The organism is Kribbella sp. NPDC051586 (assembly GCF_044453965.1).
Taxonomy (GTDB): domain Bacteria; phylum Actinomycetota; class Actinomycetes; order Propionibacteriales; family Kribbellaceae; genus Kribbella.
This window is the reverse complement of record NZ_JBITDF010000001.1, coordinates 1,578,385-1,604,954: the sequence shown is the minus strand read 5'-3', so window position 1 is coordinate 1,604,954 and position 26,570 is coordinate 1,578,385. Positions and strand designations below refer to the sequence as shown.

The following is a 26,570-nucleotide window of genomic DNA, read 5'->3' as shown; positions in this document are numbered from 1 at the left end:
CGCTATGGTGGCGAGGCGAGGGGTTCTCTGGGCGAGGTGAGTCATGCGCATCGCTGGCGGGGGTTTGGTGCGGCGATGGGGCGGCCGCGCTGTCGGCCTGGCGATCACCGGTGTCGGCCTGTACATCGTGGCGCCGAGTGTCCTGTCACTCTTCGGAGCGTGGCCACGCCTCGCGGACGTGGATCCCTGGTGGTTCCCGGTCCTGGTGGTCCTCGAGGGTTGCAGCTTCGCCGCGCTGTGGTGGCTCGCCAGGCTGGCCCTGAGCGCCGGCGATCAGCAGGCCGAGGATCAGCACGCCGTGGATCAGCAGCCGCCTGGGTGGGGCACGATCGCCACGGCGCAGCTGGCCGGGAACGCGGCCACCAAAGTCGTTCCCGGCGGCGCAGCGACCGGCGGAGTCCTCCAAGCCAGGCTCTTGATCAGCGCCGGCCAACCGGCCGCGGTCGTCGCCTCCGCCTTGACCGCGATCGGCTTGATCACGACCGGCGTACTGCTGCTGTTGCCCGTGCTGACCATCCCCGCAGTACTGATCGGACCGCCGCCGGCCCGGCAACTCGAGCTCGGCCTCCTGGTCTCGCTGATCATGGCGGTCGTCATCGTCGGTCTCGGACTGGCCGTGCTCACCTGGCCCCGGTTCGTGGTGCTGATCGGTCGCGGCTCCGGACACCTCATCCACCTCGTCAGGCGCAGCGTGACAGCCGACAGCTGCGCCGCGCTGCTGGCCGCCCAGCGGGACCGGGTTGCCGCCGCGTTCGAGGGCCGCTGGTGGGCCGCGGCCTTGGCGGCGGCAGCGAATCGCATGTTCGACTACGCCGCACTCGTGGCCGCGCTGGCGGCTCTCGATGTGCACGCTCGCCCCTCGATGGTGCTGCTGGCCTATGTCGTCGCCCAGGCCCTCGCGATGATCCCGATCACGCCGGGTGGTCTCGGCTTCGTCGATGCCGGCCTCACCGCACTCCTCGTCCTGATCGGAATCAGCCCGGACGCCGCGCTCATCGGGACGCTCCTGTACCGGCTCGCCTCCTTCTGGCTACCGATCCCGGTCGGCCTCCTGGCCTGGACGGGCTGGCGGATCCACCTGCATGTCACCAGACCGTCGAGAACAGACGACGATCAGGTGCCATAGGCGGCGAGGAACACGTCGGCCGCCTGGTCGGCGAGGTTCTCCAGCTCACCTGGCTTGGGGCGCTGCCGGGTGCCGGCGAACATGGCGCGGTTCATCGGCTTGTACATGACCAGTCCCGCGAACTGGTACGCCGCGAGCGTCGGGTCGTCGAGCTCCTTCAGCAGACCGCGGTCGCTCAGTCTCGTCAGCGCTTCGCCGAGCGCGCCGAGCGATTGGTCGAAGCCTTGGCTGAACCACGCGCCGCAAACTTCGGGGAAGCGGTCGGCTTCGGCGATGACCAGCCGGCGTAGCTGCAGGACGCTGTCGGCGGTGAGGCTCTGGAGCAGGCGATGAGCCAGCGCGCGCAGGGCTTCCCGGGCGTCGGCGGCTCCGTCGAGCGTGTCGACGTACGCCTGCACGAGGCCGTCCATCACCTGGTCGCTGGTGCCGAGGACGATCTCGGCGAAGAGACGCTCCTTGTTCTCGAACTGCTTGTAGACGGTCTGTTTGGAGACGCCGGCGTTCGCGGCGACCTCGTCCATGCTGGCGCCGAGATACCCGTGCTGGAGGAAGGCCGCGGTCGCCGCGGCCAGGATCGCGCGGCGTTTGCGGGCTGTGCGTCCCTCGGTCTCTACCTGCTCCATGCGGAAATCATACTAGACAGTCCAGTTCTGTCGCGAGTACTGTACGGTCTAGTTTCCTGCGATGTGAGGAGAAGACCATGAGCACCGCGAAATCGGCCGACGGCACCACGATCGCGTTCGATGCGTACGGCGAGGGCCGGCCGTTGATCCTGATCGACGGCGCCACCGCGCACCGCGCCGTCAACCCGGCGAACGCGGAGGTCGGGCAGCTGTTGAGCGACGAGTTCCGGACATACGTGTACGACCGGCGCGGCCGCGGACAGAGCTCCGACACCGCGCCGTACGCGATCCAGCGCGAGATCGAGGACATCGCCGCGCTGATCGAGGACGCGGGCAAGCCGGCCATCCTGTTCGGCTGGTCGTCGGGCTCCCTACTCGCCCTGGACGCCGCCGAGGCCGGCCTCCCCATCGCCGGGCTGGTCCTCTTCGAGCCGCCCGTCGTAGTCGACGACGTCCGCCCACCCCTCCCGTCCGACTACGTCGAGCAACTGGACGCCTTCGTCGCCGATGGCCGCCGCGACAAGGCCGCCGAACTCTTCATGACCGCCGCCGCCGGCCTCCCCACCGAAGCCGTCGCCGGCATGAAGCAGTCCCCGTACTGGGCCCCCGTCGAAGAAATCGCCCACACCATCGCCTACGACGGCCGCATCATGGGCACCACCATGTCCGGCAACCCCCTCCCCACCGACCGCTGGTCCACCGTCAAACTCCCCGTCCTCGTCCTCCACGGCAACAAAACCTGGCCCGCCCTCTCCACCGGCGCCCAAGCCATAGCCACCCACCTCCCCACCGCCACCCTCCAACCCATCCCCGGCGAAAACCACACCACGGAGCCCGCCACACTCGCTCCCGTTCTGCGGACCTTCGCCCGCGGCCTCTGACCCCTCCCGTTGGACCCGGGGTGGGTGAGATGGTTTGGGGGTGGACAGGGATGGGTTCTGGGGTCTTGTCGAGGATGCGCGGGCCTCGGTGGATGACACCGTGGCTGATCCGGACGGGGTTGCGGACGCGTTGACCAAGGTGCTGGGTGCGGCGCAGGCCGAGGAGATCGCGGAGTTCGGGGTCGAGCTCGCGCGGTTGCAGGTCGAGTCGTACCGGTGGGACCTGTGGGCGGCGGCGTACCTGATCAACTCCGGTGCTTCGGAGGACGGGTTCGATTCGTTCCGCGGGTGGCTGATCGCCCAGGGGCGCGAGGTGTGGGACGCCGCGCTGGCGGGCCCGGACTCGCTCGCGGACGTGGTCGACGAGGACCGGCCGGAGGGTTTCGAGGGGTTCGACGGGGAAGGGATGCTGCACGTCGGCAGTCACGCGTACAAGAACGTGACCGGCGACGACGCGGCGTACTGGAAGGCCGTCGACGCGAACGCCCCGGACACCCCGGACCTACCGGCCGGCCAGGAGATCGACTTCGACGACGCGGACGACCTCGAGACGCACCTGCCCCGCCTCGCGGCCCTCTACCTGGACGCCTGACTGCGGCCGAACGTCCGTTCCCGATCCCAGGTCTCTAGTCCTGGTTGCGCATCTCTTCGTTGATGCGCAGGGCTTCGGCGAGCTGGTCTTCCAGGATGATGATCCGGCAGGCGGCCTCGAGCGCGGTCCCCTGGTCGACGAGCTCCCGGGCGCGGGCAGCCAGGCGCAGTTGGTAGCGGGAGTAGCGGCGATGGCCGCCCTCGGAACGCTGCGGGGTGATCAGCTTGGCTTCGTCCAGGCTTCGCAGGAAGCCCGGGGTGGTGCCGAGCATCTCGGCAGCGCGTCCCATCGTGAAGGCCGGGTAGTCCTCGTCGTCGAAGTTGGCCGGTCCCGTGGTCGGGGTTGAACTCATCAGTCTCTCCGTGTGCGGGTTTGGGGCATCACACCTCCATGTCGATGGGCCCCGGTGCCGAAGCACCGGGGCCCTGGGTTTGGAATTGTCACCGTCGACCGGCCGTGAGGCCGGCCCTTACAGATCCGCAGCGTGTCGCTTGGAAGCTTGACCCTGCGGGATTACCAGCTTGCGTAACCGAAGACCACCTCCCATTGACGTAACCGCGGCACCCGCCAGGCGAAGTACTGGCACTGACGGGAGATCCGACGGCGTGATCCTGACCCTTCATGTATCGCGAACTACTACAACCGCAACTGCAACTACGTCCGTCGAGCCTGGAACCCTTCTCAACCACTGGCCCCAGCTCGCAGCGGACCCTGGCGTGAAACCCGAGCCCCTTCACTGATCGGCTCGGCGGAGTCCGCCGTCCTACCTACTTCCACAACTCCGGACAGGTCGGTAGCTGTCCACCTCAGCTTCGATGTTCTTCACTGTCAACACCAGGGACATTACACACCCCAGCACCGAATGTCTAACCTCGCCACCATAGATTTTGAGGATGTCGCAGGAGAGCTTCGGCCAGGCAGTTGCGGCCGGCCTCAGGCGGGCTCGCCACTGAGGCGTTCGATGGCGGCGCGGAGGCGGCGGCGCCAGCCGGACTGGCCGGCTTCCTCGTCGGCGGCGGCGAGGCTGACCAGGTGCTGCGCCATCTCGAAGCTCTCGGTGGTCTGCGGCTCGACCTCGGCCAACGCCGACTGCGGCTCGTCGTGGTCGTACCCGAGCGATCGGCCCGTCCACCCGAACCCGTCCGGCACCAGCAACTCCGGTACGAGCGTCTCGTGGCTGAGCGACGTCAACTCCTTGTCGCCGTTCCCGATGCTGAAGATCGTCGTACCGCGTCGCCGTACGTCGCTGATGCGCTCCAGCAGCGTGTCGGCCGGATTGTCCTCGGCGACCACCAGCAGCGACTCCCCGCGACCTGCGTCCCGTAGCCGGTCCAGACCGATCGCCAGATGCGGCGGGGCGTCCGGCGGCGGCGCCCAGCGGACCAGCGACGGCCGGGCGTCCTCGATGCCGGCCCGGTGCAGCTCGTCGTCCAGATGCGCCGTCAGGTGCCACGGCTCGTCGTCGACCGGCCCGAACAGCATGAGTCCGCTGCGTCTGGTGGTGAACCGCCGCAGCGCATAGCCGAACTCGGTCGTCCGGCTCCCCAGCTCAGTGCCGCTCAGCATCTCCCGGAGGAGTGAGGCTCTGGTCAGATCCACACCTCAGGCTAACCGGTCCGCCTTCGACTGCAGGTAGTTCCGCTCGGGCACACTCGTCGTACGCCGGGCCGCCAGCAGGTAGCTCTCCCGCGCAGCCGCGACGTCACCGGACATCTCGAGCAGATGCGCGCGCACTGCCTCCAGCCGGTGGTTCATGCGGTCGTCAGCCTCAAGTGGTTCGAGTACGGCGAGCCCCTCCTTCGGACCGACCGCCATAGCGACCGCGACCGCGTGGTTGAGCTTCACCATCGGGTTGTCGACCAGCTGCTCGAGTACGTCGTACAGCGCGACGATCTGCCGCCAGTCGGTGTCATCGGCGTGCTCAGCGGTGTCATGGACCGCAGCGATCGCGGCCTGCACCTGGTACGGCCCCAGCTGCGACCGGGACAGCGCATCGGTCACCAGCGCCTCACCCTCGACGATGGTCGCCTTGTTCCACTTCGACCGGTCCTGCTCCGCCAGCGGAACCAGCGCGCCCTCCGTACCGGTCCGCGCCGGACGACGTGCGTCAGTGAGCAGCATCAGCGCCAACAGACCGGCCACCTCGCCGTCGTCCGGCAGGAGCTTCCGCACCCCGCGCACGAGCCGGATCGCCTCGGTGGTGAGCTCCGCACTGTGCAACGACGTACCGGACGACGCCGTGTACCCCTCGTTGAAGATCAGGTACAGCACGTGCAGTACTGCGCCCATCCGCTCGTCCCGCTCTGCCTCGGGCGGCATCTCGAACGAGCTGCCTGCCTGCTTGATGCTCCGCTTGGCCCGGCTGATCCGCTGCGCCATCGTTGCCTCCGGCACCAGGAACGCGGCCGCGATCTGCGCAGTGGTGAGACCTCCGACCGCCCGCAGCGTCAGTGCGATCTGCGACGCCGGTGACAGCGCCGGGTGGCAGCAGAGGAACAACAGCGTGAGCGTGTCGTCCCGGCCACCCGGATCGTCGATCTCCGGGCCTGAGGCAACGAACTCCTCCGGAGCGGCGAGCTGGGCCGCGTTCTCCTCGCGCCGCCGGCGTGCCGACTCGCTGCGGAGCAGGTCTGTCAGCCGCCTCGATCCGACCCGGATCAGCCAACCACGCGGGTTGTCCGGCACGCCCTCGCTCGGCCACTGCTGCGTAGCCGCCAGCAGGGCCTCCTGGACCGCCTCTTCGGCCAGGTCGAAATGGCCGTAGTGCCGGACCAGCGCACTCAGCACCTGCGGCGCCTGCTCGCGCAGCAGCAGCTCGAAGTCGCTCACATCTCCAGCCCAGACGCATCCATGACCGGTCGCACCTCCACGGCGACGTACTCCGCGTCCGGCATCCGGGCTGCGTACCCGATCGCCTGATCGATGTCGTCACACTCCACCAGGTAGAACCCGGCCAGGTGCTCCTTGGCCTCGGCGTACGGACCGTCCGTCGTGCTCGTAGTGTCGTCACGCACCTGCACGGTCCGGGTGGTGATCGGGTCGGCCAGACCGGCCGCACTGACGAGTAGACCCTGCTCGGTGAGCTCCCGCGTCAGCGTCTCGTGCGCAGTGCTCAGTCCCTCGCGTTGCTCGGCGGACAGGCTCGCCCAGCTCTCAGAGTTGCTGTAGATCAGCAGCATGTACTTCACAGGCACCATCCTGTCCCTCGCGGAGGCCCCTGTGACCCCCTGTCACCCGGTACGTCGAAACAAGCCGCCCGAACTTCGACAGATCCGGAATGTCGAACTCGTCCCGATCAGCACCGACGTCTCCCCCGAGTGACGCTCAGCCTGGGCGTCCCGGCGTACAGGAGACATCTGATGGTTTCGCATTCGAAACGCTGGCTGGCGCTGGCGCTGCTCTGTCTGACCGGTTTCATGATCATTCTGGACGCGTCGATCGTGCTGGTCGCCATACCGTCGATCGAGCGGGAGCTGACGTTCTCGACCGGCGGCGTGCAGTGGGTGCCCAGCGGGTATGCGCTGATGTTCGGCGGACTCCTGCTGCTCGGCGGCCGGATCTCCGACCTGGTGGGACGCCGGCGCGTGTTCATAGTCGGACTGCTGCTGTTCGCCGGCTCGTCCCTGTTGTGCGGGTTCGCGTGGAGTGGCGACGCGCTGGTCCTCGCACGCGGTCTGCAGGGCGCGGCGGCCGCCGTACTGGCGCCGAGTGCGTTGTCGATCGTGATGACCACGTTCCCGTCCGGTCCGGACCGCAACAAGGCACTGGGCATCTGGGGCGCGACCAGTGGTGTCGGGGGTACGGCGGGGTCGCTCATCGGCGGGCCTGTGACGGACGGACTCGGCTGGCAGTGGATCTTCTTCATCAACGTGCCGGTCTGCGTGCTGGTCGTCGTACTGGCACCCATGCTGCTGCTGGACAGTCGCGGACCAGGGCGCCGCGGTTTCGACGTCGCCGGCGCAGTCACAGTGACCGCCGCCCTCATTGTCCTCGTGTACGCAGTCATTGAGGCACCTGACTCGTCGGCAACCCGGACTGCTCTGCTCTTCGTCCTCTCGGCCGTCCTGTTCGCAGCGTTCGTCGTAGTGGAGAAGCGATCCGCTGCACCACTGGTACCGCTGCGGATCTTCCGCTCCCGCGCACTGGTCGGCGGCAACCTGATCACGATCGCCTGGGGCCTGGCGGCGTTCGGACTCAACTTCGTCTACACGCAGTACGCCCAGCTGGCGTTGGGGGCGTCCGCGGTCCGCTACGGCCTCATGTCCGCCGTACTCGCGGCCGCCGCGGTCGTCGCGTCCATCATCGGCCAGCACCTCGTCACCCGGGTCGGTACACGTTTGGTCGCCTTCGTGTCGCTGTTGATCGCCGGCGTCGGTACGACGCTGATGACTCAGCTCACCGTGAACTCGGGGTACTTCGAGCTGGCGTTCTGGGGCCTGACGATCTTCGGCGCCGGACTGGGTGCTGGTACGGTCGCCGGCTCCATCGCCTCCCTCAGTGACGTGCCCGGCGAGGACTCCGGTGTCGCTTCCGGCCTGCAGAACGCCAGCTTCCAGATCGGCGGCGCGGTCGGTGTCGCGGCGGTCTCCGCGGTCGCAACAGCCAGTACGTCGGGCGCAGCTCCGGTCGACCTGACCCACGGGTACCGGATCGCCTTCGCGACCGTGTGGATCTTCCTCGCAATCGGTCTGGCCGGCTGCGGCCTACTGCTCACGCGAAAAGGTTCACTCGAACTTGAACCGGTCGGGTCATGACATCAAACACTCGTTGGAGGTTCGAAGTCCGAAGCCTGGGCACCTGGTTCGTGTGGCTGCCAGCGACCGCCCGGTGGCCCTTGAGAAGGAGGCTTCATGCTCATCCTCGGTTTGATCCTGCTGATTTTGGGATTCTTGCTGAGTATCCCGATCCTGTGGACCATCGGCATTGTGCTGCTGGTGGTCGGAGCGGTGCTCTTCCTGCTCGGATCGACGGGCCGTGCTGTCGGCGGCCGCCGGCACTGGTACTGATCCAACCCCGACCTGAACGGCCGGACCCCGCGGACCACAAGTCCGCGGGGTTCTGTCCGTCCGCGTCGCTACGGTGAACCTATGAAGTACGTCGTGATGATCTTCCACAGCCTCGACCGCGCGTGGACCGAGGAGGACCAGCAGGGTGTCGTCCGGTTGACGCGGCTCAAGCGGGAGCTGGCCGAGTCCGGTGAGCTCGTCAGCTCGGAGGGCCTGTTGCCGCCGGAAGAAGGGCGGATCGTCCAGATCCGCGACGGTGCGCAGGTCGTCACCGACGGGCCGTTCGGTGAGGCGAAGGAGCAACTCGCCGGCTACTTCCTGGTCGACGTGGTCGACGACGAGCGAGCTCAGGCGGTCGCGTCGCAGGTCTCGGCCGCGGTCGGCGACCGGGTCGAGCTCCGCGGCACGCTGCTCTCAGCGGGAATGCCACAGGAACTCGGGTGACCGCTTCTGCGTGAAGGCGTCGATCCCCTCCGCGAGTTCACCGGAAGCGATCGTCTCGCGGTACCGCCGTACCGCTGCCGTGTCGGCGTCCTGACCGGCCAGCAACGCGTTCACCGACTCCTTGGCCGAGCGGATCGTCAGCTGCGACCGCGACACCAGCGTCCCGGCGAGCGTCTCGGCCGCTGCCATCGGATCGTCGGCCACCCGGTCGACCAGCCCTTTCAGCTCGGCCTCGGCCGCGGTCAGCAACTCCCCGCTGAAAAGCAGGTACTTCGTCGTAGCCGGACCGACCAGATCGAGCAGGACCTTGATCGCGGCCGGCGGATAGACGACGCCGATCCGGGCCGGCGTGACTCCGAAGCTCGCATCCGGGGCGGCGAACCGGAAGTCGCAGTTCACCGCGATCTCCAGACCGCCGCCGATGCAGTGCCCGCGGACGACCGCGATCGTCGGCTTGGGGAACTCCCGCAACGCCGCCTGCGCCCGCAGGTTGAACGTCCGTAGCTCGGCCATCGGATCGGCCGGGTCGGCACCGGAGATCAGCTCCCGGATGTCCGCACCGGCGGAGAAGCTCGACCCTTCGCCGGTCACGAGCAGGACCTTCACCTCGTCGTCGTCGGCCAACTCCGCGAGCAACCCGGGCAGGGCCTCCCACATCGATCGGGTCAGCGCATTCCGCTTCGCGACCCGATCGATCACCAGCCGGGCGACCACGCCGCGCTCGATCCGGAAGTTCATCCGCGCAGTCAACCAGCAACCACCGCCGTACCGCCGCGCTGTGGGTCACACCGGATCCCCAGGCCATCACAATCGCGAGAGCTACGGCCGTCGAGGCCTGGGTCAGCGCGACGGCGCCGATTGTGATGGCGTGGCGATCCGCCTTGCCCGAGCCTTCGCACGGGCCATTCGCACCAGGTAGACCGGCGTCGGAGGCACCCAGCCGAGTTGCTTCGCCTGGCCGAGGTCGTCGCGATTGGCCCAGTGCTCGAGGATCTGCGCGTCCTCGACCCGGAACCAGTGCGACTGGGTGACCGCGAACCTCTTCCCGGTCGGCGGGAACGCCGTGTCCACCTCGCCGTTGGGCGTATAGACGACGAACGGCGCCACGTGCCGCCCGCTCATCGTCGCGTTCACCGCCACCAGGTTGCCCTCAGCAACGAAATGGTGGATCTCGTACGCCAGCCCGTCGAAGGCGGTCCGCAGCCAGCGCGCGGTGGCGTAGAACCCGTCCGGTCCGGCGACGCGGCACTCCGGCGGCTCGATCTTGCCCTCGCGGTTCACCGCCCGCGGATGGATCAGCTCGTCGAAGTCGGACCGCTCCCCGTCGGCCATGATCAGGATGCTGCGGGCGGCGATCTCGCCGGCCGACACGCCTGCTGTCGTACTCATCGTGGTTCCCCCAATAATTCGATACAGTTGGACTGTACTCAAAAGCATGCGAGGTGGAATGGCCGACGTCAAGCGGAACTACGACGCCACTTCCCGGCGTGAGCGGGCCCAGCAGCGGCGGCGGGACGTCGTGGTCGCGGCGCAGGAGCTGTTCGAGGCCGACGGGTTCCAGGCGACGACGATCAGCGCGGTCGCGCGACGGGCCGGCGTCTCGGCGGAGAGCATCTACAAAGGCTTCGGCACCAAGGCGGCACTGGCGAAGGCGGTGTTCGACTTCGTGATCGCCGGCGACGACTACCCGGTGCCGATCGCGCAACGCCCCGAACTGCTCGCCGTCCAGCACGAGCCCGACGTACGCCGGAAGATCCGGCTGTACGTCGCCGGCCTGGTCGACCGGCAGCAACGGTCGGCGCGCGTGCAGATCCTGATCCGGGACGGCCGGCACGGCGACGAGACGTTGCGCGAAACCTGGCAGACCCTCCTCGACGAGCGCCTGATCGGGATGACGATGTTCGGCCGCCACCTGCTCGAGACCGGCGATCTGCGCCCCGGCATCACCCTCGAGGAGGTCGCCGACGTCCTGTGGACGTACATCTCGGTCGAGCTCTACGAGCTCCTCGTCCTGCTCCGCGGCTGGCCCCCCGAGCGGTACGCGGACCACCTCGCGAGCGTGATCACGACGGCGATTTGTCCACCAAGCGTTTGATCTCGGAACGGTTACATCCGAATACCGGGCGAATCACGCTCGCGGCGAGCCTGTGGATGTTCGTAATGCGTTAAGACCGAGGGCCGATTCGAACCGGCGCGGCGAAGTGTGCTTGACTCCTCCGGTCGATAACGTTTTGGTCTCGGCAGATTGGGTTCGGACAAGTGGCTGAAGGACGGCATAGACAGGCGCGGCACCGCCAACCGCGCAAGAAGGTGATCCAGCCCGGTCTCGCGAAAGTAGCGATCCCCGGCGCGGCAGTGGCCCTGGTGGCCACCGGATCGGCAGCCGCACTCCCCGCTCAGCACGTCAAGCTCGACCCGTCGATCGCCAGCTCGTCCCTGCAGCTGTCGCGCGACACCACGATCAGCCGGGACGCCCTGCGTCCGCCGATCAGCACCACGTCGACGACGCCGGCCCCGAAGCCGACCGCGTCCCCGACCGCGAAGCACCTGAAGAAGCAGGCGCCGATCCCGACGCCGACCTCGGCGAAGACCCGCGCCGCCGCGGAACTGAACGCGGCGCCGCCGAAGATCAGCGGCACGAAGTACACCACCACCGACGTGAACCTCTGGTCGCTCCCGCTGACCGGCGTCCTGCTGGACGTGCTGCCGAAGGGCACCAAGGTCTCGGTCACCGGCAAGGTCGACGGCATCTGGGCGGAGGTCGTCAGCGGCGGCAAGTCCCGCTGGGTCAAGGCGCAGTACCTGTCCGCGACGAAGCCGGTCGCGGCCGTCGCCGGCGGGATCTCGCAGGCCGCCTGCAAGTCCGGCTCCTCGATGGAGGAGGGCCTGACGCAGGACGCGATCCGGGTGCACCGGGCGATCTGCGCGATGTTCCCCGACATCTCGACGTACGGCGGGCTGCGGTCGGGCGACAGCGGCTCGGAGCACTCGACCGGTCGCGCGGTCGACATCATGATCAACAGCTCGTCCGAGGGCCAGGAGATCGCCGACTGGCTGAAGGCCAACTACAAGAAGCTCGGCGTCAGCCAGCTGATCTGGGAGCAGCACATCTGGACGGTCCAGCGCAGCAGCGAAGGCTGGCGCGCGATGGAGGACCGCGGCGGTGCGACCGCGAACCACATGGACCACGTCCACGTCTCCGTCTACGGCAACTCCGGCACAGTCTGAATTCCTGAGGCGCCCTGAGCGATCCGGTCCCTTGCCCTCCTGGGGACCGGGTCGCTTTTTTACGGCCGGATGTTCGCGTTCAGGTGGAAGAAGTTCGTCGGGTCGTAGGCACGTTTCACGTCGCGCAACCGCTCCAGGTCTGTGGCGTCGTACGCCGTGTCCGCGCGGCCCGGGTCGCCGAGGAAGTTCACGAACGTGCGGCCCGAGCTGGGCAGGCCGGCAACCTCGCGGTCGATGATCAGTGAGTACGACGCCTGCCGGTGCCCGACCGGTCCCGCGCCGGGCCCCGGGTGAGCCATCGCGCCGCCCCAGTGCCGTACCTCGACGGTCGCGTCCTCGAGCTCGGCGACGATGTCGATCACGTCGTCCGTGAGCGTGTCCAGGAAGTCCAGGTGTCGCGCCGGGGTGCCGCCCATCGTTGCATCGGCGTACTCGATGGTCCGCAGTTCGCCGGCGAGGCGCTGGCCGGCGATTGCGAAGAGCGGCTTGAGCAGGTGTTCCGCGAGGTCGGCGGCACCGGCGTACATGACCTTGATCGCGACGGCACGCTGCTCGGTGCCGGGGACGCGGGTCAGGAGGATCGCGGTGCTCAGCTCGTTGGGGATCGTGGCGGTCCAGTCGCGGTACCGGCGGAGGATCGCGGCGGCGCGGTCGATGCCGTAGTACACGATGCCGGCGTGGACCTGGCGGACCGGGTACAGGCGGAATTCGAGCGACGTGACGATGCCGAAGTTGCCGGTGCCGCCGCGGATCGCCCAGAACAGGCCGGCGTGGTGCTCGGCGCTCGCGATGACCGTACGTCCGTCGGCGGTGACGACCTCGGCGCGGATCACGCTGTCGGCCGCGAACCCGTACTTGCGGGCCAGCCAGCCCACGCCGCCGCCGAGTGTGTACCCGGTGACGCCGACGTCCCGGTGCGACCCGGACAACGGAGCGAGACCGAACTGCCGGGCCGCATCCAGCACCGCGCCCCAGCGAGCCCCTGGTGCGACCTTGGCGATCCGGCGCTCCGGATCGATCAGCACCGACGTCATCGGCGTCGTCTTCAGCAGGATCCCGCCATCCGCCGGCACGCGGGTCCCGTGACCGGTCGCCTGCACAGCGATCGGTACGCCGTACTCGCGGGCTGTCCGCACCGCTGCCTGTACGTCGGTCCTGCTGTACGCCTCGGCGATCAGCAGCGGGCGCGAGTCCACCGAGGGGATCACGGAGCGCCGCTGCTCGTCGTACTCGAGCTCTCCGGGCAGCCGGACGGCGCCGTTGAACCCCGCCCCCAACAGCCCCGCGACAACGTCACTGGCAACCGCTGCAATCGCCTGCGTAGACATCCGATCCCACTCCCTCGCCGTATCAGCTCCTGCCCATACGTCGAAGAAGAGACCCCGTTATCGACACACACTTTCCCGATGACCCACACAATCTCGGTCTCAGGCTCAGTTCTGACCAAGCACTACGTCTCCTGGGCCCGCAACGAGCCCGACCGAGAGTGGGCCGCCCTCACCCTCGTCTCCCAGACAGCCCCCGACCTCGTCCCGCACCCCCTCGCCGCCTCCCCAGCCCCCTCGCTGACGATGACAGTCATTCCCGGGCAGTCGCTCGCCCCGCCTGTCACCCCAGGCCAACTAACAGCTCTGGGCAACGCCATCGAGACCCTCTGGTGGATCCGACCCGAGACCTTGCCCGCGATCGACCTGTCAGCGCTCGTCGATCGCACCCGCTCCGGTCTGACGGTGCTGCGGGACGGCGACGGCGTGATCGCTCAGGCGGCCCGCACCTGGCTGGAGAGGAGGCCGCCCGACCTCAGCGCCGTACAGGATCCGGTGGTCGCGCACGGCGATCCGAACCTCGCCAACTACCTGTGGGACGGCACGCAGGTTCGGATCGTCGACTTCGAGGACGCCGGGTTGGGAGATCGCACCGTCGAGCTGGCGAACCTGGTCGAGCACCTGTCAGGTCGCGGGACCGACTGGACCCCGTTGGTACGGCGGTTCGCCGTCGACCCGGAGCGGTTCCAGGCAGCGCGCTGTCTGTGGGCAGGTTTCTGGTTGACGCTGATCGGGCCGGGTGGACCCAGCGCGGACCGCAACCCGCCCGGCACCGCCGAGGCCCAGGCGGGGCGGGTGCTCAGGCTGGTAGCGGGATGACCTCGAGGCGGTCCAGGTCGGCCAGGATGTCGATCTGGGTGATCTTGCCGTCGGTGACTGTGACAGCCGTGACACCCATCAGGCGATCGTTGACCACGGTGATGACCCCGGGCGTACCGTTCACGATCGCCAACTGGTTGTACGGCGCCATCCGGCTGAACAGGAGCGCCTGCTCGACGACAGCCTTCGCACCACGCACCAGCTTCGACACGGCCGGCCCTGCGAACTCCGCGCTCGCCGAACCGGCGTCCGCACGCAGTAGTACCTCTGGGTCGAGCAACTCGAGCAGCGCCTCGAAGTCGCCACCGCGGGACGCCGCCATGAACGCCTCGACGACTGCCCTCTGCCGACTCATGTTGCCGTCACTCGCAGGAGCACCCTGGACCCGCCGCCGCGCCCGGCTGGCGAGCTGACGCGTCGCAGCGGGCGACTTGTCCACAATCGTCGCGATCTCGTCGAACCCGACCCCGAACATGTCGTGCAGCACGAACGCCAACCGCTCCGCCGGCGAAAGCGTCTCCAGTACGACGAGGAGCGCCAGTCCGATCGCGTCCGCCTGGATCGCCTCGTCCTCCGGCCCTAGCTCACCGTCCGCCGGGCCGATGATCGGATCCGGGACGTAGGTGTCCAGTGAGTCCTCCCGCCGCGACTTCCGGCTACGCAGCTGGTCCAGACACACCCGCGACACCACAGTGGTCAGCCAGCCCGCCAGATTACCGACGTCACTCACGTCGGTACGGCTCAGCCGCAGCCAAGCCTCCTGGACGGCGTCCTCTGCCTCAGCGAGCGACCCGAGCATCCGGTACGCGACCGCACGCAGGTGCCCACGGTTCTGCTCGAACTGCCGAGCCAGCTGCTCATGGTCGTCCACCGCTGCCTTCTCCTGTCGCATCGCTTCCCTGACGAATCGGAGCACCATGATGTGACAACCCATCCGATCGACTCATGATGGGGTCATGAGTCGGGTACGTGGTGACTTGGCGTTCGCGGACGACTTCGACGCGTCATCCCTCGACCTCTCCGTCTGGTCACCGCATTACCTGCCACAGTGGAGCTCCCGTGCGGCGTCCGCAGCGACGTACCAGCTGGGCGACTCGTGCCTGACGCTCAGCATCCCGGTCGAGCAGGGGCTGTGGTGCGAGGGCGATCACAAACCCGACCTGCGGGTGTCTGGCATCCAGTCCGGCAACTACTCGGGCCCGGTCGGCAGTGTGGTCGGGCAACAGCCGTACCGCGAGGGGCTGGTCGTCCGGGAGGAGCAGGAGGCCTTCTGGGGCTGGACTCCGAACGGCGGGTACGTCGAGCTCCGGGCGCGGGCCGATCTGAGCGCGCGGTCGATGGTGTCGCTCTGGATGGTCGGACTGGAGCAGCAGCCGGAGCAGTGTGGGGAGATCTGCGTCATGGAGGTGTTCGGCGATGCTCTGCTACCGGGCCGGTCCGCCGCCGTGGGTATGGGGCTGAAGACGATCCGCGATCCCGCCGTACCGCAGGACTTCGAGGCGGTGCGCCTGCCCATCGATCTGCGTGAGTTCCACACGTATGCGGCCGAGTGGACCGGTGGTGAGGCGACATTCTTCGTGGACGACGCGGCGATCCGCAGTTGTCAGGGCGCGCCGACGTACCCGGTGCAGCTGATGCTGGCGGTCTTCGACTTCCCGGACCGGTCGAGTGAGGAGCACGTTCCGACCTTCACCGTCGACCACGTCCGTGGATGGCACGTTGCGGAGGCGTTGGTGGCCTGACTAAGGTCGGTGGCATGTTCCAGCGCGCGAGTATGTGGTGGGCCGTCGACTGACGGCCTGATTCCGCGCGTACCCACCCGGCCGTCTCCTGCGAGGCGGCCGTTGTGATGTCTCCTCGTGGGCGACCCAGCACCTCGAGGACACCCGATGGCGACAACACTCCGGACCTGGTCCGGCCTGATCTCCGCACTTCTGGCCGGCTCCGACCTGTCGGCAGCGGACACCGGCTGGGCGATGGACCAGCTGGTGCTGGGCGACGCGTCACCGGCCCAGATCTCCGGGTTCCTCATCGCGCTGCGGGCCAAGGGCGAGACTCCTGACGAGCTGAACGGACTGGCCGCGGTACTGCGTTCGCACGCGACGCCGGTGCGGATCCAGGGACCGTTCGTGGACATCGTCGGGACGGGCGGCGACCGGACTGGTGCAGCGAACATCTCGACGATGGCGGCAGTGGTCGCCGCCGCAGCAGGTGTCACGGTGGTGAAGCATGGTGGACGAGCCGCGTCTTCAACGGCCGGTGGTTCTGGCGATCTGGTCGAGCACCTAGGCGTGCCACTCGACCTGTCCGCCTCACAAGCTGCTGCCGTCGCGTCTGAGGTCGGTCTGACGTACCTGTTCGCTCCACGCTTCAATCCGGTGCTCCGTCAGGTCGCCGTCGTACGGCGCGAGCTGGCAGTCCCCACCGCGTTCAACGTACTGGCGCCGTTGCTCAACCCGGCTGACCCCGCACATCAGCTCGTCGGCGTCGCCAGCGCGCAGATGCTGCCGGTGCTGGCCGGTGCGCTCGCCAAACAAGGCAAGTCGGCGCTGGTGGCGCGCGGTGACGACGGACTCGACAAGCTCACCACTACTGGCTATTCACGTGTATGGGTGGTGCACGGCGGCTCCGCGACGGAGACGGTGCTCGACCCGCGGTCGCTCGGTCTCCGGCCGTCGACTCTGGCCGATCTCCAAGGCGGTGACCCCGCATTCAACGCTGCTGCTCTCCGGGCGCTTGTTAACGGAGCACCCGGGCCGCTCCGGGACGCAGTACTGCTCAATGCTGCAGGTGCTCTGGCCACGCTGTCCCTGGGCAAGGCGCCGCTGCTTGATCTGCTGGCGGACGCGTTGGTGCGCTGCCGTCATGCCATCAACACGGGTGAGGCCGCTCGAGTACTGGAGGCCTGGACCTGTTCTACCCAGCTGCGTAGTTGTTGATGGCGTCGATCACCAGCTGTGGATTGCGCAGGCTGGGGTAGTGGTCGGCGCCGGGGATCCAGGTGAACTGGCAGCCGGGGATCCGGGCTGCGGCGGCTCCGGCCGAGGCGGTAGCGATCGGTCGGTCCTGGTCACCGACCATGACTGTCGTCGGGGCGTGGATCTCATTGAGGCGGTCGTACACGGGCGGCTCCGGCTGGAGGTACATGCCCTGTTCGAACCAGGCCGGGGCGGCGGCGCGCAGCTGATCGACCACGGCGTCGTCAGTCACGGTTGGCGCCCACACCGGCAAGCCGAACTGCACCAGCCCGTCCACGTCCCGATTGGCGATGAGCTGGGCGTACTGCGCATCCAGGTCCGGCTCCTCGAGTACCGGGAAGCCACGCACGCTCGGGCACAACAGAACGAGGCCATGGACGCGATCCGGATGCGAGAGCGCAAAGCTGAGCGCGGTACCGCCACCCATCGAGCAACCGACCAGGACCACCCGCTGCAGGTCCAGCTGCTCCAGTACGGTCACCAGGTCGTCGACCAGCGAGAACTCGGTGCTCGGCATCGGAGAGCGCCCGTACCCGCGTACGTCGTACCGCACGATGCGCCGCCCGTTGAGCCCGGACACCACCAGGTCCCACACCCGCGAGTCGCCGGTGCCTGGATGCAGGAAGACGATCGGTACGCCGTCACCGGCCAGGTGCTCGGTCCACAGCTCGTCCTGCCCTACCGGAATCCTTAGCTCCATCCCCTCAGCATGCCCGTGCGTCCGTACCAGTGCCGCCCGGCACGCAGGTGCGTCACGAACGCTCGTTGCAGTGAGGTGTCCTGCGGGATGCTGTCGATGTCCACTGCGTCATCAGGCGCCGGCAGCTGCAGGCCGAGTCGCAACAGCTCGCGGTCACCCTCGGTCGGGTCCTCGGGCGGCAGCAGCGGGAGCAGGTCGAACCGCTGCTGAAAACGGATGATGTTGGAGTCCGGCCGCAGGTACTCCGCCAGCTGTGGGTCCAGCAGCCACGAATGGCAGACGAACGCATGGACGGGTTCCTCCGGGTACCAGCGCTTGAACGACTCGGCCGCAGCGGCGACGGACTCCTCCGACTCCTGTACGTCGAGTGGGCCGCTCGGCGGGATGTGGATCATCAGCACGTACCCGGAGACCCCATCACCTAGCCCCAGCTGGGCGCGCGTGAAGTCGTGCCGACCGATCTCGTAGTCGGCGCCACGGAACCGCAGCGGTGGACCCCACAACGGCATCAGTCCGATACCGGATCGCCCGAAGACCTGCCTGTGCGTCGACATGACTCCACCCAGAGCCGAGACAGTCGCCTTGGTCACCGACTCCGGGACACTCCGGGCTCTGTGCAGCTCGAGCAGTCGCGGGACGTTGGCCAACAGCGCCCAGGCAATCGCGAACAGCCCGACCGCTGACGCGTTCCGCGGTACTGCGGGCCAGCCGCGGAAGGCGGTCGAGGGCAGTGCGAGTCCCATGTCCCGCTCGACCTCGCCGGCCAGTGCGGACGCGATCGTCCACCACTCCGGGTCGTTGTCCGGATCGGGCCGCGCTGCGAGCATCGCTTCCCGATCGGTCGCCTGGACCCCGCAGTACTCGATCAAGGCCTCGGCGTCCTCGGGTATCCGCAGCCCGTCTCCCACCTCCAGGCCCTGGAACCGAGCTCGGTCCCGCTCGGAGAAGCCCACTCGTTCCGCCGCACCCAGAACGTCCACAACCAGTTCCCTCCGCCGCGTGGTCAGTCTCCCGACCTCACCACGGGCCGGGCGCCGAGCGCACGACTTTTGTGTCCTAGGTCACGGATACGCTCGCCCCACTATCCACGACGAGGGAGATGGCATGACGAAGTTCGGTCCGTCCGACGACCTGAAAGGCGCGGAGTTCTTCGACGCGAACCTGCGCGGGGCTCGGTTCGTCGAGTCCGACCTGAGCGGCGTGGTGATGCGCGGCGTCGACATCCAAGGGGGCGACATCGACGCGCCGTGGCTGGGCACGGCGGACGCCAGCCTGAAGGTCAACGGCGTCGACGTCGTGCCGTACATCGACGCCGAGCTCAACCGCCAGTTCCCCGGTCGCGAGCACCGGCGCGCGGAGGACCCCGACGGCCTGCGGGCAGCCTGGGCCGAGGCCGAGCAAGCCTGGGCAACCGCCCGCGAGCGCGCCGAAGCCATGCCCGCCGGCACGGTCGACATCGCGGTGGACGGCGAGTGGTCGTTCGCGCAGACAGAGCGACACCTGGTCCACGCCACCGACACCTGGTTCGGCCGCAGCATCCTCGAGCTCGACGACCCGTACCACCCACTCGGCCTGAGGTACGCCGCGACGGACGGCGCCGCCACGCCCCCGCCGTACGCCGACGTCCTAGAAGCCCGCGCCGACCGCGTAGCCATGGTCCGCGACTTCATCGCTGCCACCACCCCGACCGACCTGGACGCCCCCCGCAAGAACCCCCACAGCCCCGAGCACCCCGAAACAGTCCGCCGCTGCCTCCACGTAATCCTCGAGGAAGAGTGGGAACACCTCCGCTTCGCCACCCGGGACCTCAACGCCCTCAACCCCGGCTAGCGGTCCCAGGTGATGGGGTCGCACGAACCCGACCATTGGCGTACGACCCCATCACGTTCCGGATCGACACCGATTCAGATGTCCTTGCTGTCCGCGCGCATGGTCGCCCTCCCGTCCTCTGGTGTGAACACCTGAGGACGCTAAAGAGCCCCGCTGACGAACCGCTGACAATCCACTAACAGCCCGCTTCAGGCCCCTGACCTGCGCAAATGTAGCGAGGGGGTGCCGTGCCATGGTGCGCGCAGGCCCGCACAGGGCTCAGACGGCAGGATCTCGCCCAACTGGAGGGTCGTCAGCCCATTGCCCCGTGCCGCCGGAAGCCTGGATGAAGCTCGCCGGTTGACGCCTCTGACGACCCGGTGCGATATGGACCGGAGTTGACGACCGTGCGGATGTGGGTTCGGAGAGGTCACCTCACGCCCATAGGCACGTACAGGAACTCAAATGTCTTCGACACCGAAGCCGTCCTGTCGGCCCATGAAGCGATCCGCTCTCGATCGAAACCGACTCGCCCGGCGCCTCTTCACGGCGGTCGCCGGAATTCGCGCGACTTGGCTGTCGCGTGCTTTCTGCGATGGTTCACCAACCTCACACCAGCGCGGCGGAACGACATCCTCCGGCTGATTGAGGCCATGCGACGGCGATGAGCCAGGTCGCCACCATTCGCCCGCGCGCCCCGCCGGGCTGCGAGGTTGCGTAGCCCGGCACGCTGATATCCCCCTTACAGGCCCTCAAGTGGAGAGCAGCGTCGATTTCGGCACGCGCGACCACTTTATGACCATTGACTGAGAGCGGTGCGAAGGAAAGCGTCGCGCCTTTCGGTGACGGCAGCGGCGCCCAGGAGGCTACCGTCGTCGGCGAATCCCGCCCAACCGTCCATCACTGTCGGCGTGTTCAGCGCGGCCACGGCATCCCAGTAGGGCACGCCGACTGCCTCCCGGCCCGCCTGCCGCTCCCAGCCCTCCAACACATGGGACGGCGCGTCCTGGCCGTACTGAAGGGTCATCTGCATCCGCAGGCTGCCGAGATCTACGCCCGGATTACCAGCCCCGGCTGTATTCCAGTCGATCAGCGCAACGCAACGGTCCTCCCACAGCATGTTGCCGCCCCAGGCGTCACCATGCACGAACACCGACGCGACTGCCGGCATCCCGTGCGACCTGACCCGCTCGTCGGCCTGCTGCAGCAAAGGTGTGGTCGGCATCAGGCCCCGCAAGCGTTCATCGGCGCGGTCGTCGACGGCGCACGGCCGCGGCCGGTATGGCAGGTGGGCCTGCGGAACCAGCCTGAAGGCGTGGACCCTGGCAAGGGCCGCTCCCGCTTCGCGGAGCCGGGCGACCGAAACCGTCGGCGAGAGACCGGCGCTGCCAGGCAGGAAGGTCTCCAGGGTGGCGACGGTTCCGCTCGCCTTCGCGTCGAGATCCGCAGCGATCAGCCGCGGCGCGGCCAGGCCATGAGTCTCGGCCAGCTGAAGCGCGCGTGCGTTCGTGATCACCCACGCCGCAGCGATCCATCCCCGGACAGGGACCTTCAAGATCACGTCCCTGGTCCGGCCCGCCGGTCCTTCGATTCCCAGGCGGAACGTGCCCGAAGGGCGGTGCTCGCCGCGGGTCAGGCCCTCGGACGAAACGACGCTCGTCCCGCCAACCGCCTCGGCCGCCCAGCGCAGAACCTGCTCATTCGGCATCTTGCCTGCGTGTGCTCTTGCCATTTCATTACTTTACCGGCTCTACACCCTCATCTGTGATGAGCCCGAATAGCTACGGCAGCAAGGTGTCCGGCGAAGCGTTGAAGTCTTCGAGGCCCCAACCCACAGGTCGTGGAGACTCGTCTGGCGCACCACTCCATCGCTCAGGCAAGAAGGTCCAGAAGCTCTGACTGCCGTCAGGGACGATTCGGAGTTTGAGCCCTTCACCTTCGCCGGCATCCAGTGCCGCGATGCCTTCTGCTGCATTTCTGATTCTTTCCCCATTCGATTTCCCCAACGAACTCCCCGAGCGGCACGGCGTCTAGATGCGAACGTGCTTACACGATCCTTAAGCCGTTGAAACACCGTTTGTGGGTGCCGTCTCGGCACGAAGTTCGCCAGCCTTCCCAGGAGGCGGATCTGTGCGGTGTGCACGTTCTGAAGAAATCACCGTTTGAAGCCATGGCCCTAGATTTCAGTTCTGCGAGCTGGACTGTTCGGTTCTCGAGCTGCAGGGTCCCAACTGTCCCACTGTCCCACTGTCCCAGCACAACCTCCGACGTGCGCAAACAGGTGGGACACCCGCCGTCGAGTGTTGTCCCAGGTGTCCCAGGCAACCGCCTCCCCAGTTGGCGCGCTCCCGTGCTTCGTGCCAGAGATGAGGCTGGAACACCGGGGCGGTTGTTGGGGCAGGCTCTGAGCGAATGACCAGATAGCGGGGTCGGTTCGCGGGCACGATGCGGGCACAGATGGCCGTACACGGCCGCCGCTGGCCGGACATGAGCAGCTGCAACCGGACTGCGGAGGTGATGCCTCCCAGCTGGTGTTTCAGCTGGTCAGAGGCCTGTTACTGGACTTCGAAGGCGGAGGGTGTGGGATTCGAACCCACGATGACGGTCACCCGCCATACCGGTTTTCAAGACCAGCGCACTCGGCCACTATGCGAACCCTCCCGGCGGTTACCGCCGAGGGTCGAGGATAGCGCAGGTGGGGTGGGGGAAATCGGCGTGCGGGGGCGGGAGGCGGCCGGTATGGTCTGGGCAGCGGCGGGCGTCCCGTTGATTTCGTCGTGCCCTCAGGAGTCTCATGCGTTCGCTTGGCGCGTTTGCGTTCCCGTCTGAGCTCGGGTCCGACTTCCGCAAGATCTGGCCGGCGTCGATCATCTCCAACCTCGGCGACGGTGCGATGGCCGCTGCCGGCCCGCTGCTCGTCGCCTCGATCACCACCGAGCCCGCGGCGGTGGGCGCCGCGGCCTTCATCCAGCAGCTGCCCTGGTTGCTGTTCGCGCTGTTCAGCGGCGTGCTCGTCGACCGGCTGGACCGCCGCCTGATGATCGTTGCCGCTGACACCTTTCGGGCGATCGTGCTGGCGGCGCTCGGTGTCGCCGTACTGCTCGGCACCTCACCGCTCTGGGCGATCTACGTCACCCTCTTTCTCCTCGGCACGGCGGAAACGCTTGCAGACAACGCCTCTGGGGCACTCCTCGTCAGCGCCGTGCCGAAGGATCACCTGGGCAAGGCCAATGCCCGACTGTTCGCCAGTGCCACCGTCCTCCAGCAGCTCGGCGGACCACCTCTGGGCGCACTGCTGTTCGCGGCCGGCGCCGGCATCCCATTGGTCTTCAACGCCGTCACTTTCGCCGCCGCAGCGACCCTGATCGCCCGCGTCGCCGTGCGTCCGCAGCTCCCGGACCACTCCACTCGCGGGGCCGTGTGGCACGAAGTCCGCGAAGGTGTCCGCTGGCTCTGGCAGCACTCCGGCGTACGGACGCTCGCTTTGTCGATCCTGGTCATGAACATCACCTTCTGCGCCGCCTTCGCGACCTGGGTGCTCTTCGCCCGCGAGCGGCTCGGTCTGAGTGAGACGCAGTTCGGTCTGCTCATATCGGTCGGTGCAGTCGGCGGTGTGCTCGGTATGCCGACGTACCACTTCCTGGAACCGCGCGTCGGCTCCGTGACGCTGCTACGCGCTGGTCTGGTCATCGAAACAACGGTCCACCTCGTCCTCGCGCTCACGAGGAACCCGTGGGTCGCCGGCGCGACCATGGCCGTCTTCGGCGTCCACGCGGTGGTGTGGGGCATCGTCTCTACTACTACGCGTCAGCTCGTCACGCCGGATGCCCTGATGGGCAGGGTCAACAGTGTGTACCTGCTGGCCTCAGTAGGCGGTGCTGCGATCGGTTCGGTCCTCGGAGGCGTACTGGCCCAGCGGTACGGACTGGCGGCTCCGTTCGCGATCGCGTTCGTGGCGATGGTCCTGATGACGGTGGTCGCGTGGCGCCCGCTGCGGCACGTGTCGGCACGGCAGGCGGGCATGGTGGACTGAAATCCGATGGAACGGCTGGAGAGCGCTTGCTAGAGTTCGCCAGCCGCCGAGATGAGATGGGAGCGCTTCGCCATGCCCGCAGCCACGTCACTCGGCCTGCCGAACGTCCGAGGCCGGGTACCGCTGCTGGCCGGCCTCGCGATCGACTCGTTCGGCGGTGGGTGTGCCGGGCCGCTGCTGCTCCTCTACTTCAACAAGGTCGCGGGCATCGAGCTCGGCACGGCCGGGTTGATGCTGACCGTCGCGACGCTCTTCTCCATCGCCGCACCAGCCGCAGTGGGAGTGGTGATCGACCGGGTCGGCCCGCGCAACATCGTGGTGGCCGCACAGTTCGCCCAGGGGCTGGCGTTCACCGGCTTCTTCTTCGGGCGGTCGATCTGGATTCTGTTCCTCTGCTCGCTGGTGATGGCGACCGGGCAGCGCGTGTTCTGGTCGGCGATCTTCAGTCTGCTCGCGGACGTGGCTGATGAGGGCGAGCGGGACAAGTGGTTCGGGCTGGGCGGGATGATGCAGGCAGGTGGTCTCGCGCTCGGTGCACTGGTGGCCGGCTGGCTGCTGGCTATCGGCGGCGACACTGCGTTCCTGGTCGCGATGGCAGTCAACGCAGTGACGTTCTACCTGGCCGGCCTGCTCCTGCTGCGGCTACATCCCTCGCACCACCAGCGGACCAACCAGGACAGCGGACCAGCGCCGCTGCTCCGCAAGGACAAGACGTTCCTCGTACTCATCGGCGCCAACACCCTGCTCGCGCTCTGCACGATGATGCTGGGCGTCGGAGTACCTGTGTACGTCACCGAGGCGCTGACCGTACCCAAGTGGCTGGTCGGTGTGCTGATTGCTGCGACGGCGGTTGTCCTCGCGACCGGCCAGACCCTCGTCGTACGGCACACCGAGGGGCGGCGTCGTACGAACGTCATGGTGGTCGCTGGGATCACCTACGCGGTGTGGGCGGTGCTGATGGCGCTGCAGGTACACATCGCGGCGGCGTTGGTCGTACCGGTGCTCCTGCTCGCCACGGCCTGCTACGCCTTCGCCGACGTACTGCACGCTGCGACCAACAACGCTCTGTCGGCTGTGGTCTCGCCGGTCGTCGGGCGGGGGAAGTACCTGTCGTACTGGCAGTACTCGTTCGCGTTCTCGAGCGTGCTGGCCCCGGGGTTCTTCGCGCAGCTTTTCGAGGTTCGGCACGAGTTGCCGTGGCTCGCTCTTGCCGGGCTCGCGCTCGTGGCGAGCGTGACGATCTACGTGCTGGCGCGGGTCTCGCCGCGGCTGAGTTCCGCGCGAATCTGACCGCTCCCGGCGCACGTTTCCTGACCTGTCAGGATGCGTTGCATCTCATCGAACATCTGTTCTAATGTTGGCTCAGTTCGCGGTTCTCCACCCGGATTGTCCGATGGACCGAGCCTCCCACCTCAGATGTGGACGGCCCGGAGGACACCGCCGCCCGGGTTGTGAGGACCAGGGCAGTGGAGAGTCCGCACGCAAGACTGGTACAGCTGGAGCGAGGTGGTCACGCAACGAGAGGACAACGACAGATGCTGCTGGAACACCGCGGCCGACGACCGGTCGTGCCCGAATCCGCGTACGTCGCACCATCTGCCGTGCTCTGCGGCGCCGTCGTCCTTGGCGAAGGCAGCAGAGTCCTGCACGGTGCGGTGCTGACCGCGGAGAGCGGCGAGGTACGCCTCGGCGAGAACAGTGTGGTGATGGAGAACGCCCTGGTGCGCGGCCGGGCCGACCATCCCGCCCTGATCGGCGACGCGGTCCTGGTAGGTCCCCATGCACACGTGAACGGCGCCACGGTCGAGGACGAAGTCTTCATCGCCACGGGCGCCGCGTTGTTCCCCGGTTCCGTCGCCGGCGCGGGCGCGGAGCTCCGGATCAACAGCGTGCTGCACGTGAACTCGCGCCTGGAAGCAGGCACGATCCTCCCGATCGGATGGATCGCGGCCGGCAACCCGGCCCAGCTCTTCTCCCCGGACCGGCACGAGGAGCTGTGGCAGATCCAGCGCGAACTGGACTTCCCCGGCACGGTGTACGGCGTCCCGCGGGGCACACCCCTGCGCGAGATCATGGCCCGCCAGTCGGCGTTCTACGGCGCGCACCGCGAAGACCGCCTCGTCGAAGATCGCACTGGCGAAGATCGCCCTGTCGACCCGAGCTGAGCGGGGTCCTCGGCCGCCTGAGGAGTCAGGTGGCGGTCAGGGTGTGGAGTTCGAAGCGACGGATCTGCGTGGGAGAGGTGCCTGCGCAGGTGAGTCGGGCGTTGACGGTGTCGAGGTGTGCTGACACCTCGACGGAGATCGAGCCGATCGCTGCGTCACGGCTGGTGGGTGCTTCACGGCTGGTGGGTGCGAGGAGGATTCGCCAGTGGTGGTTGGGGAGTTGTTGGACCGATTGTGGGAAGAGGTGGTCGACGGCTGGTGAATGACCGGCGGCTCGGGCGAAGTGCTGGGCGGCTTGTACGGGAGGGATGAACGCACCTGATCCACGGAGGAGATCAGGTACTACGAAGCCCTGGTCGTACTGCCTGGCGAGTTCGCCGGCGCGGGTTGGTGGGACATGCCCGTAGAAGAGCCCATGCGGAAGTACGACGACGTTCGCCGCGAAGCGGTCGCCGCCGATGTGGCTGCACTCCCAGGTGCGGCCCGGGTGGGCGGAGGCGAGCGCGGCGGCGACCGGTCGGCCTCGTACAGCGCAGCACGCGTCGTGGCGCCCGTGTGTGCAGACGAGATAGACGGGCTCGTTGCTGACCGTGCCTGGATCCTTGCCCGCGAGCACATCCAGCAGATACTCGTCCGTCGGCAACGGCCCCCACCGAACCTCTTCACGCCCAGGCCGGCAGTCCACCAGTCCCCACCGTCGCCCGCGCGTCCGATCCACCCGCCCGTACCGCCGAACCAACACCGGCCGGATCCCCAACTCCCGACACACCCGCCCGACCACATCCCCCAACCCCGCAGTTCCAGGGGAGCTGTGTTGGAGGGCTGTGAGGGCCTGGCGGGG

At 67.9% G+C, this 26,570-nt stretch carries 28 protein-coding genes and 1 tRNA gene; 15 read left to right on the top strand and 14 right to left on the bottom strand.

Annotated elements, in window-relative coordinates; genetic code table 11:
• The first annotated feature begins 43 nt into the window (after window positions 1-43).
• The gene (locus ACIA58_RS07980) at window positions 44-1,126 is read left to right on the top strand and encodes a YbhN family protein (protein WP_396402840.1); all 1,083 of its coding nucleotides are present in this window, start codon (window positions 44-46) and stop codon (window positions 1,124-1,126) included.
• Here ACIA58_RS07980 and ACIA58_RS07975 read toward each other — a convergent pair.
• Window positions 1,114-1,749 (bottom strand): TetR/AcrR family transcriptional regulator, encoded by a 636-nt coding sequence (locus tag ACIA58_RS07975; RefSeq protein ID WP_396402839.1) that lies wholly within the window; start codon window positions 1,747-1,749, stop codon window positions 1,114-1,116. The two genes, ACIA58_RS07980 and ACIA58_RS07975, sit on opposite strands and share 13 nt — an antisense overlap.
• A gap of 77 nt (window positions 1,750-1,826) precedes the next feature.
• Here ACIA58_RS07975 and ACIA58_RS07970 point away from each other — a divergent pair, with 77 nt between their 5' ends.
• On the top strand, window positions 1,827-2,630 hold the full coding sequence (locus ACIA58_RS07970; protein ID WP_396402838.1) for an alpha/beta fold hydrolase: 804 nt from the start codon (window positions 1,827-1,829) through the stop codon (window positions 2,628-2,630).
• Window positions 2,631-2,670: 40 nt separating this feature from the next.
• A complete protein-coding gene (locus ACIA58_RS07965) occupies window positions 2,671-3,222 on the top strand; it encodes a DUF4240 domain-containing protein (protein ID WP_396402837.1) in 552 nt (183 codons plus the stop codon).
• Between the two features lie 34 nt (window positions 3,223-3,256).
• Here ACIA58_RS07965 and ACIA58_RS07960 read toward each other — a convergent pair whose 3' ends face one another.
• The 4 genes from ACIA58_RS07960 to ACIA58_RS07945 all read right to left on the bottom strand — a co-directional run bounded on the left by ACIA58_RS07960 (window position 3,257) and on the right by ACIA58_RS07945 (window position 6,401).
• Window positions 3,257-3,574: a MerR family transcriptional regulator gene (locus ACIA58_RS07960; RefSeq protein WP_363879581.1), complete on the bottom strand. Its 318-nt coding sequence runs from the start codon at window positions 3,572-3,574 to the stop codon at window positions 3,257-3,259.
• Between the two features lie 581 nt (window positions 3,575-4,155).
• Window positions 4,156-4,821: a hypothetical protein gene (locus tag ACIA58_RS07955; protein ID WP_396402836.1), complete on the bottom strand. Its 666-nt coding sequence runs from the start codon at window positions 4,819-4,821 to the stop codon at window positions 4,156-4,158.
• A gap of 3 nt (window positions 4,822-4,824) precedes the next feature.
• A complete protein-coding gene (locus ACIA58_RS07950; RefSeq protein WP_396402835.1) occupies window positions 4,825-6,051 on the bottom strand; it encodes an RNA polymerase sigma factor in 1,227 nt (408 codons plus the stop codon).
• Window positions 6,048-6,401 carry a YciI family protein gene (locus tag ACIA58_RS07945; protein ID WP_396403321.1) on the bottom strand — a complete coding sequence of 118 codons (354 nt, stop codon included), beginning with the start codon at window positions 6,399-6,401 and terminating at the stop codon, window positions 6,048-6,050. Before ACIA58_RS07945 ends, ACIA58_RS07950 begins: the two co-directional genes overlap by 4 nt.
• A gap of 180 nt (window positions 6,402-6,581) precedes the next feature.
• Between ACIA58_RS07945 and ACIA58_RS07940 the strand changes: the two genes are divergently transcribed.
• The 3 genes from ACIA58_RS07940 to ACIA58_RS07930 all read left to right on the top strand — a co-directional run bounded on the left by ACIA58_RS07940 (window position 6,582) and on the right by ACIA58_RS07930 (window position 8,672).
• Window positions 6,582-7,976: an MFS transporter gene (locus tag ACIA58_RS07940; RefSeq protein ID WP_396402834.1), complete on the top strand. Its 1,395-nt coding sequence runs from the start codon at window positions 6,582-6,584 to the stop codon at window positions 7,974-7,976.
• Between the two features lie 96 nt (window positions 7,977-8,072).
• Window positions 8,073-8,228: a DUF6131 family protein gene (locus ACIA58_RS07935; RefSeq protein ID WP_166679556.1), complete on the top strand. Its 156-nt coding sequence runs from the start codon at window positions 8,073-8,075 to the stop codon at window positions 8,226-8,228.
• Between the two features lie 81 nt (window positions 8,229-8,309).
• Entirely contained in the window at window positions 8,310-8,672 is a 363-nt protein-coding gene (locus tag ACIA58_RS07930) for a YciI family protein (RefSeq protein ID WP_396402833.1), read from the top strand.
• Here ACIA58_RS07930 and ACIA58_RS07925 read toward each other — a convergent pair.
• Both ACIA58_RS07925 and ACIA58_RS07920 read right to left on the bottom strand, forming a co-directional pair.
• Window positions 8,643-9,410: an enoyl-CoA hydratase/isomerase family protein gene (locus ACIA58_RS07925; protein WP_396402832.1), complete on the bottom strand. Its 768-nt coding sequence runs from the start codon at window positions 9,408-9,410 to the stop codon at window positions 8,643-8,645. The genes ACIA58_RS07930 and ACIA58_RS07925 overlap by 30 nt on opposite strands.
• A gap of 102 nt (window positions 9,411-9,512) precedes the next feature.
• The gene (locus ACIA58_RS07920) at window positions 9,513-10,061 is read right to left on the bottom strand and encodes an ester cyclase (protein ID WP_396402831.1); all 549 of its coding nucleotides are present in this window, start codon (window positions 10,059-10,061) and stop codon (window positions 9,513-9,515) included.
• Between the two features lie 58 nt (window positions 10,062-10,119).
• On the opposite strand from ACIA58_RS07920, the gene ACIA58_RS07915 reads away from it, so the two are divergent.
• Together ACIA58_RS07915 and ACIA58_RS07910 are read left to right on the top strand one after the other, a co-directional pair.
• Window positions 10,120-10,767 carry a TetR/AcrR family transcriptional regulator gene (locus tag ACIA58_RS07915; RefSeq protein ID WP_396402830.1) on the top strand — a complete coding sequence of 216 codons (648 nt, stop codon included), beginning with the start codon at window positions 10,120-10,122 and terminating at the stop codon, window positions 10,765-10,767.
• A 164-nt stretch (window positions 10,768-10,931) separates the two neighbouring features.
• Complete coding sequence (locus ACIA58_RS07910; protein ID WP_396402829.1) at window positions 10,932-11,900, top strand: SH3 domain-containing protein; 969 nt, start codon at window positions 10,932-10,934, stop codon at window positions 11,898-11,900.
• Between the two features lie 59 nt (window positions 11,901-11,959).
• On the opposite strand, the gene ACIA58_RS07905 is transcribed toward ACIA58_RS07910, so the two are convergent.
• A complete protein-coding gene (locus ACIA58_RS07905; RefSeq protein WP_396402828.1) occupies window positions 11,960-13,228 on the bottom strand; it encodes an FAD-binding oxidoreductase in 1,269 nt (422 codons plus the stop codon).
• Between the two features lie 78 nt (window positions 13,229-13,306).
• Between ACIA58_RS07905 and ACIA58_RS07900 the strand changes: the two genes are divergently transcribed.
• Window positions 13,307-14,044 carry an aminoglycoside phosphotransferase family protein gene (locus ACIA58_RS07900; RefSeq protein ID WP_396402827.1) on the top strand — a complete coding sequence of 246 codons (738 nt, stop codon included), beginning with the start codon at window positions 13,307-13,309 and terminating at the stop codon, window positions 14,042-14,044.
• Here the strand turns inward: ACIA58_RS07900 and sigJ are convergent.
• Window positions 14,025-14,963 carry an RNA polymerase sigma factor SigJ gene (sigJ, locus tag ACIA58_RS07895; RefSeq protein WP_396402826.1) on the bottom strand — a complete coding sequence of 313 codons (939 nt, stop codon included), beginning with the start codon at window positions 14,961-14,963 and terminating at the stop codon, window positions 14,025-14,027. The two genes, ACIA58_RS07900 and sigJ, sit on opposite strands and share 20 nt — an antisense overlap.
• Window positions 14,964-15,000: 37 nt before the next feature.
• Between sigJ and ACIA58_RS07890 the strand changes: the two genes are divergently transcribed.
• Window positions 15,001-15,786: a glycoside hydrolase family 16 protein gene (locus tag ACIA58_RS07890; protein WP_396402825.1), complete on the top strand. Its 786-nt coding sequence runs from the start codon at window positions 15,001-15,003 to the stop codon at window positions 15,784-15,786.
• Window positions 15,787-15,933: 147 nt separating this feature from the next.
• Window positions 15,934-16,983 (top strand): anthranilate phosphoribosyltransferase, encoded by a 1,050-nt coding sequence (gene trpD / locus ACIA58_RS07885; RefSeq protein WP_396402824.1) that lies wholly within the window; start codon window positions 15,934-15,936, stop codon window positions 16,981-16,983.
• On the opposite strand, the gene ACIA58_RS07880 is transcribed toward trpD, so the two are convergent.
• Window positions 16,961-17,722, bottom strand: coding sequence for an alpha/beta fold hydrolase (locus ACIA58_RS07880; RefSeq protein WP_396402823.1), 762 nt, complete (start codon window positions 17,720-17,722; stop codon window positions 16,961-16,963). The two genes, trpD and ACIA58_RS07880, sit on opposite strands and share 23 nt — an antisense overlap.
• A complete protein-coding gene (locus ACIA58_RS07875; protein WP_396402822.1) occupies window positions 17,713-18,702 on the bottom strand; it encodes an acyltransferase domain-containing protein in 990 nt (329 codons plus the stop codon). The genes ACIA58_RS07880 and ACIA58_RS07875 overlap by 10 nt, the downstream gene beginning before the upstream one ends.
• A gap of 124 nt (window positions 18,703-18,826) precedes the next feature.
• On the opposite strand from ACIA58_RS07875, the gene ACIA58_RS07870 reads away from it, so the two are divergent.
• Window positions 18,827-19,552, top strand: coding sequence for a DinB family protein (locus ACIA58_RS07870; protein ID WP_396402821.1), 726 nt, complete (start codon window positions 18,827-18,829; stop codon window positions 19,550-19,552).
• A 772-nt stretch (window positions 19,553-20,324) separates the two neighbouring features.
• On the opposite strand, the gene ACIA58_RS07865 is transcribed toward ACIA58_RS07870, so the two are convergent.
• Both ACIA58_RS07865 and ACIA58_RS07860 read right to left on the bottom strand, forming a co-directional pair.
• On the bottom strand, window positions 20,325-21,263 hold the full coding sequence (locus ACIA58_RS07865) for an aminoglycoside phosphotransferase family protein (RefSeq protein WP_396402820.1): 939 nt from the start codon (window positions 21,261-21,263) through the stop codon (window positions 20,325-20,327).
• 840 nt (window positions 21,264-22,103) lie between these two features.
• Window positions 22,104-22,192: transfer RNA gene (locus ACIA58_RS07860), tRNA-Ser, on the bottom strand.
• A 133-nt stretch (window positions 22,193-22,325) separates the two neighbouring features.
• Between ACIA58_RS07860 and ACIA58_RS07855 the strand changes: the two genes are divergently transcribed.
• The 3 genes from ACIA58_RS07855 (at window position 22,326) to ACIA58_RS07845 (ending at window position 25,729) form a co-directional block, all read left to right on the top strand.
• Window positions 22,326-23,564, top strand: a complete 1,239-nt coding sequence (locus ACIA58_RS07855; RefSeq protein ID WP_396402819.1) for an MFS transporter — start codon at window positions 22,326-22,328, stop codon at window positions 23,562-23,564.
• Window positions 23,565-23,636: 72 nt separating this feature from the next.
• On the top strand, window positions 23,637-24,854 hold the full coding sequence (locus ACIA58_RS07850) for an MFS transporter (protein ID WP_396402818.1): 1,218 nt from the start codon (window positions 23,637-23,639) through the stop codon (window positions 24,852-24,854).
• A gap of 245 nt (window positions 24,855-25,099) precedes the next feature.
• Complete coding sequence (locus ACIA58_RS07845) at window positions 25,100-25,729, top strand: gamma carbonic anhydrase family protein (RefSeq protein WP_396402817.1); 630 nt, start codon at window positions 25,100-25,102, stop codon at window positions 25,727-25,729.
• A gap of 25 nt (window positions 25,730-25,754) precedes the next feature.
• Here the strand turns inward: ACIA58_RS07845 and ACIA58_RS07840 are convergent, their stop codons facing one another.
• On the bottom strand, window positions 25,755-26,372 hold the full coding sequence (locus tag ACIA58_RS07840; RefSeq protein WP_396402816.1) for a sucrase ferredoxin: 618 nt from the start codon (window positions 26,370-26,372) through the stop codon (window positions 25,755-25,757).
• Between the last annotated feature and the right edge of the window lie 198 nt (window positions 26,373-26,570).

Excerpts from the sequence above, each read along its gene's own strand:
- ACIA58_RS07980 (WP_396402840.1), top strand. The coding sequence starts at position 44 with ATGCGCATCGCTGGCGGGGGTTTGGTGCGGCGATGGGGCGGCCGCGCT.
- ACIA58_RS07975 (WP_396402839.1), bottom strand. The coding sequence starts at position 1,749 with ATGGAGCAGGTAGAGACCGAGGGACGCACAGCCCGCAAACGCCGCGCG.
- ACIA58_RS07970 (WP_396402838.1), top strand. The coding sequence starts at position 1,827 with ATGAGCACCGCGAAATCGGCCGACGGCACCACGATCGCGTTCGATGCG.
- ACIA58_RS07960 (WP_363879581.1), bottom strand. The coding sequence starts at position 3,574 with ATGAGTTCAACCCCGACCACGGGACCGGCCAACTTCGACGACGAGGAC.
- ACIA58_RS07945 (WP_396403321.1), bottom strand. The coding sequence starts at position 6,401 with ATGCTGCTGATCTACAGCAACTCTGAGAGCTGGGCGAGCCTGTCCGCC.
- ACIA58_RS07940 (WP_396402834.1), top strand. The coding sequence starts at position 6,582 with ATGGTTTCGCATTCGAAACGCTGGCTGGCGCTGGCGCTGCTCTGTCTG.
- ACIA58_RS07935 (WP_166679556.1), top strand. The coding sequence starts at position 8,073 with ATGCTCATCCTCGGTTTGATCCTGCTGATTTTGGGATTCTTGCTGAGT.
- ACIA58_RS07930 (WP_396402833.1), top strand. The coding sequence starts at position 8,310 with ATGAAGTACGTCGTGATGATCTTCCACAGCCTCGACCGCGCGTGGACC.
- ACIA58_RS07925 (WP_396402832.1), bottom strand. The coding sequence starts at position 9,410 with ATGAACTTCCGGATCGAGCGCGGCGTGGTCGCCCGGCTGGTGATCGAT.
- ACIA58_RS07920 (WP_396402831.1), bottom strand. The coding sequence starts at position 10,061 with ATGAGTACGACAGCAGGCGTGTCGGCCGGCGAGATCGCCGCCCGCAGC.
- ACIA58_RS07915 (WP_396402830.1), top strand. The coding sequence starts at position 10,120 with ATGGCCGACGTCAAGCGGAACTACGACGCCACTTCCCGGCGTGAGCGG.
- ACIA58_RS07905 (WP_396402828.1), bottom strand. The coding sequence starts at position 13,228 with ATGTCTACGCAGGCGATTGCAGCGGTTGCCAGTGACGTTGTCGCGGGG.
- ACIA58_RS07900 (WP_396402827.1), top strand. The coding sequence starts at position 13,307 with ATGACCCACACAATCTCGGTCTCAGGCTCAGTTCTGACCAAGCACTAC.
- sigJ (WP_396402826.1), bottom strand. The coding sequence starts at position 14,963 with ATGGTGCTCCGATTCGTCAGGGAAGCGATGCGACAGGAGAAGGCAGCG.
- ACIA58_RS07890 (WP_396402825.1), top strand. The coding sequence starts at position 15,001 with ATGAGTCGGGTACGTGGTGACTTGGCGTTCGCGGACGACTTCGACGCG.
- trpD (WP_396402824.1), top strand. The coding sequence starts at position 15,934 with ATGGCGACAACACTCCGGACCTGGTCCGGCCTGATCTCCGCACTTCTG.
- ACIA58_RS07880 (WP_396402823.1), bottom strand. The coding sequence starts at position 17,722 with ATGGAGCTAAGGATTCCGGTAGGGCAGGACGAGCTGTGGACCGAGCAC.
- ACIA58_RS07870 (WP_396402821.1), top strand. The coding sequence starts at position 18,827 with ATGACGAAGTTCGGTCCGTCCGACGACCTGAAAGGCGCGGAGTTCTTC.
- ACIA58_RS07865 (WP_396402820.1), bottom strand. The coding sequence starts at position 21,263 with ATGGCAAGAGCACACGCAGGCAAGATGCCGAATGAGCAGGTTCTGCGC.
- ACIA58_RS07855 (WP_396402819.1), top strand. The coding sequence starts at position 22,326 with ATGCGTTCGCTTGGCGCGTTTGCGTTCCCGTCTGAGCTCGGGTCCGAC.
- ACIA58_RS07850 (WP_396402818.1), top strand. The coding sequence starts at position 23,637 with ATGCCCGCAGCCACGTCACTCGGCCTGCCGAACGTCCGAGGCCGGGTA.
- ACIA58_RS07845 (WP_396402817.1), top strand. The coding sequence starts at position 25,100 with ATGCTGCTGGAACACCGCGGCCGACGACCGGTCGTGCCCGAATCCGCG.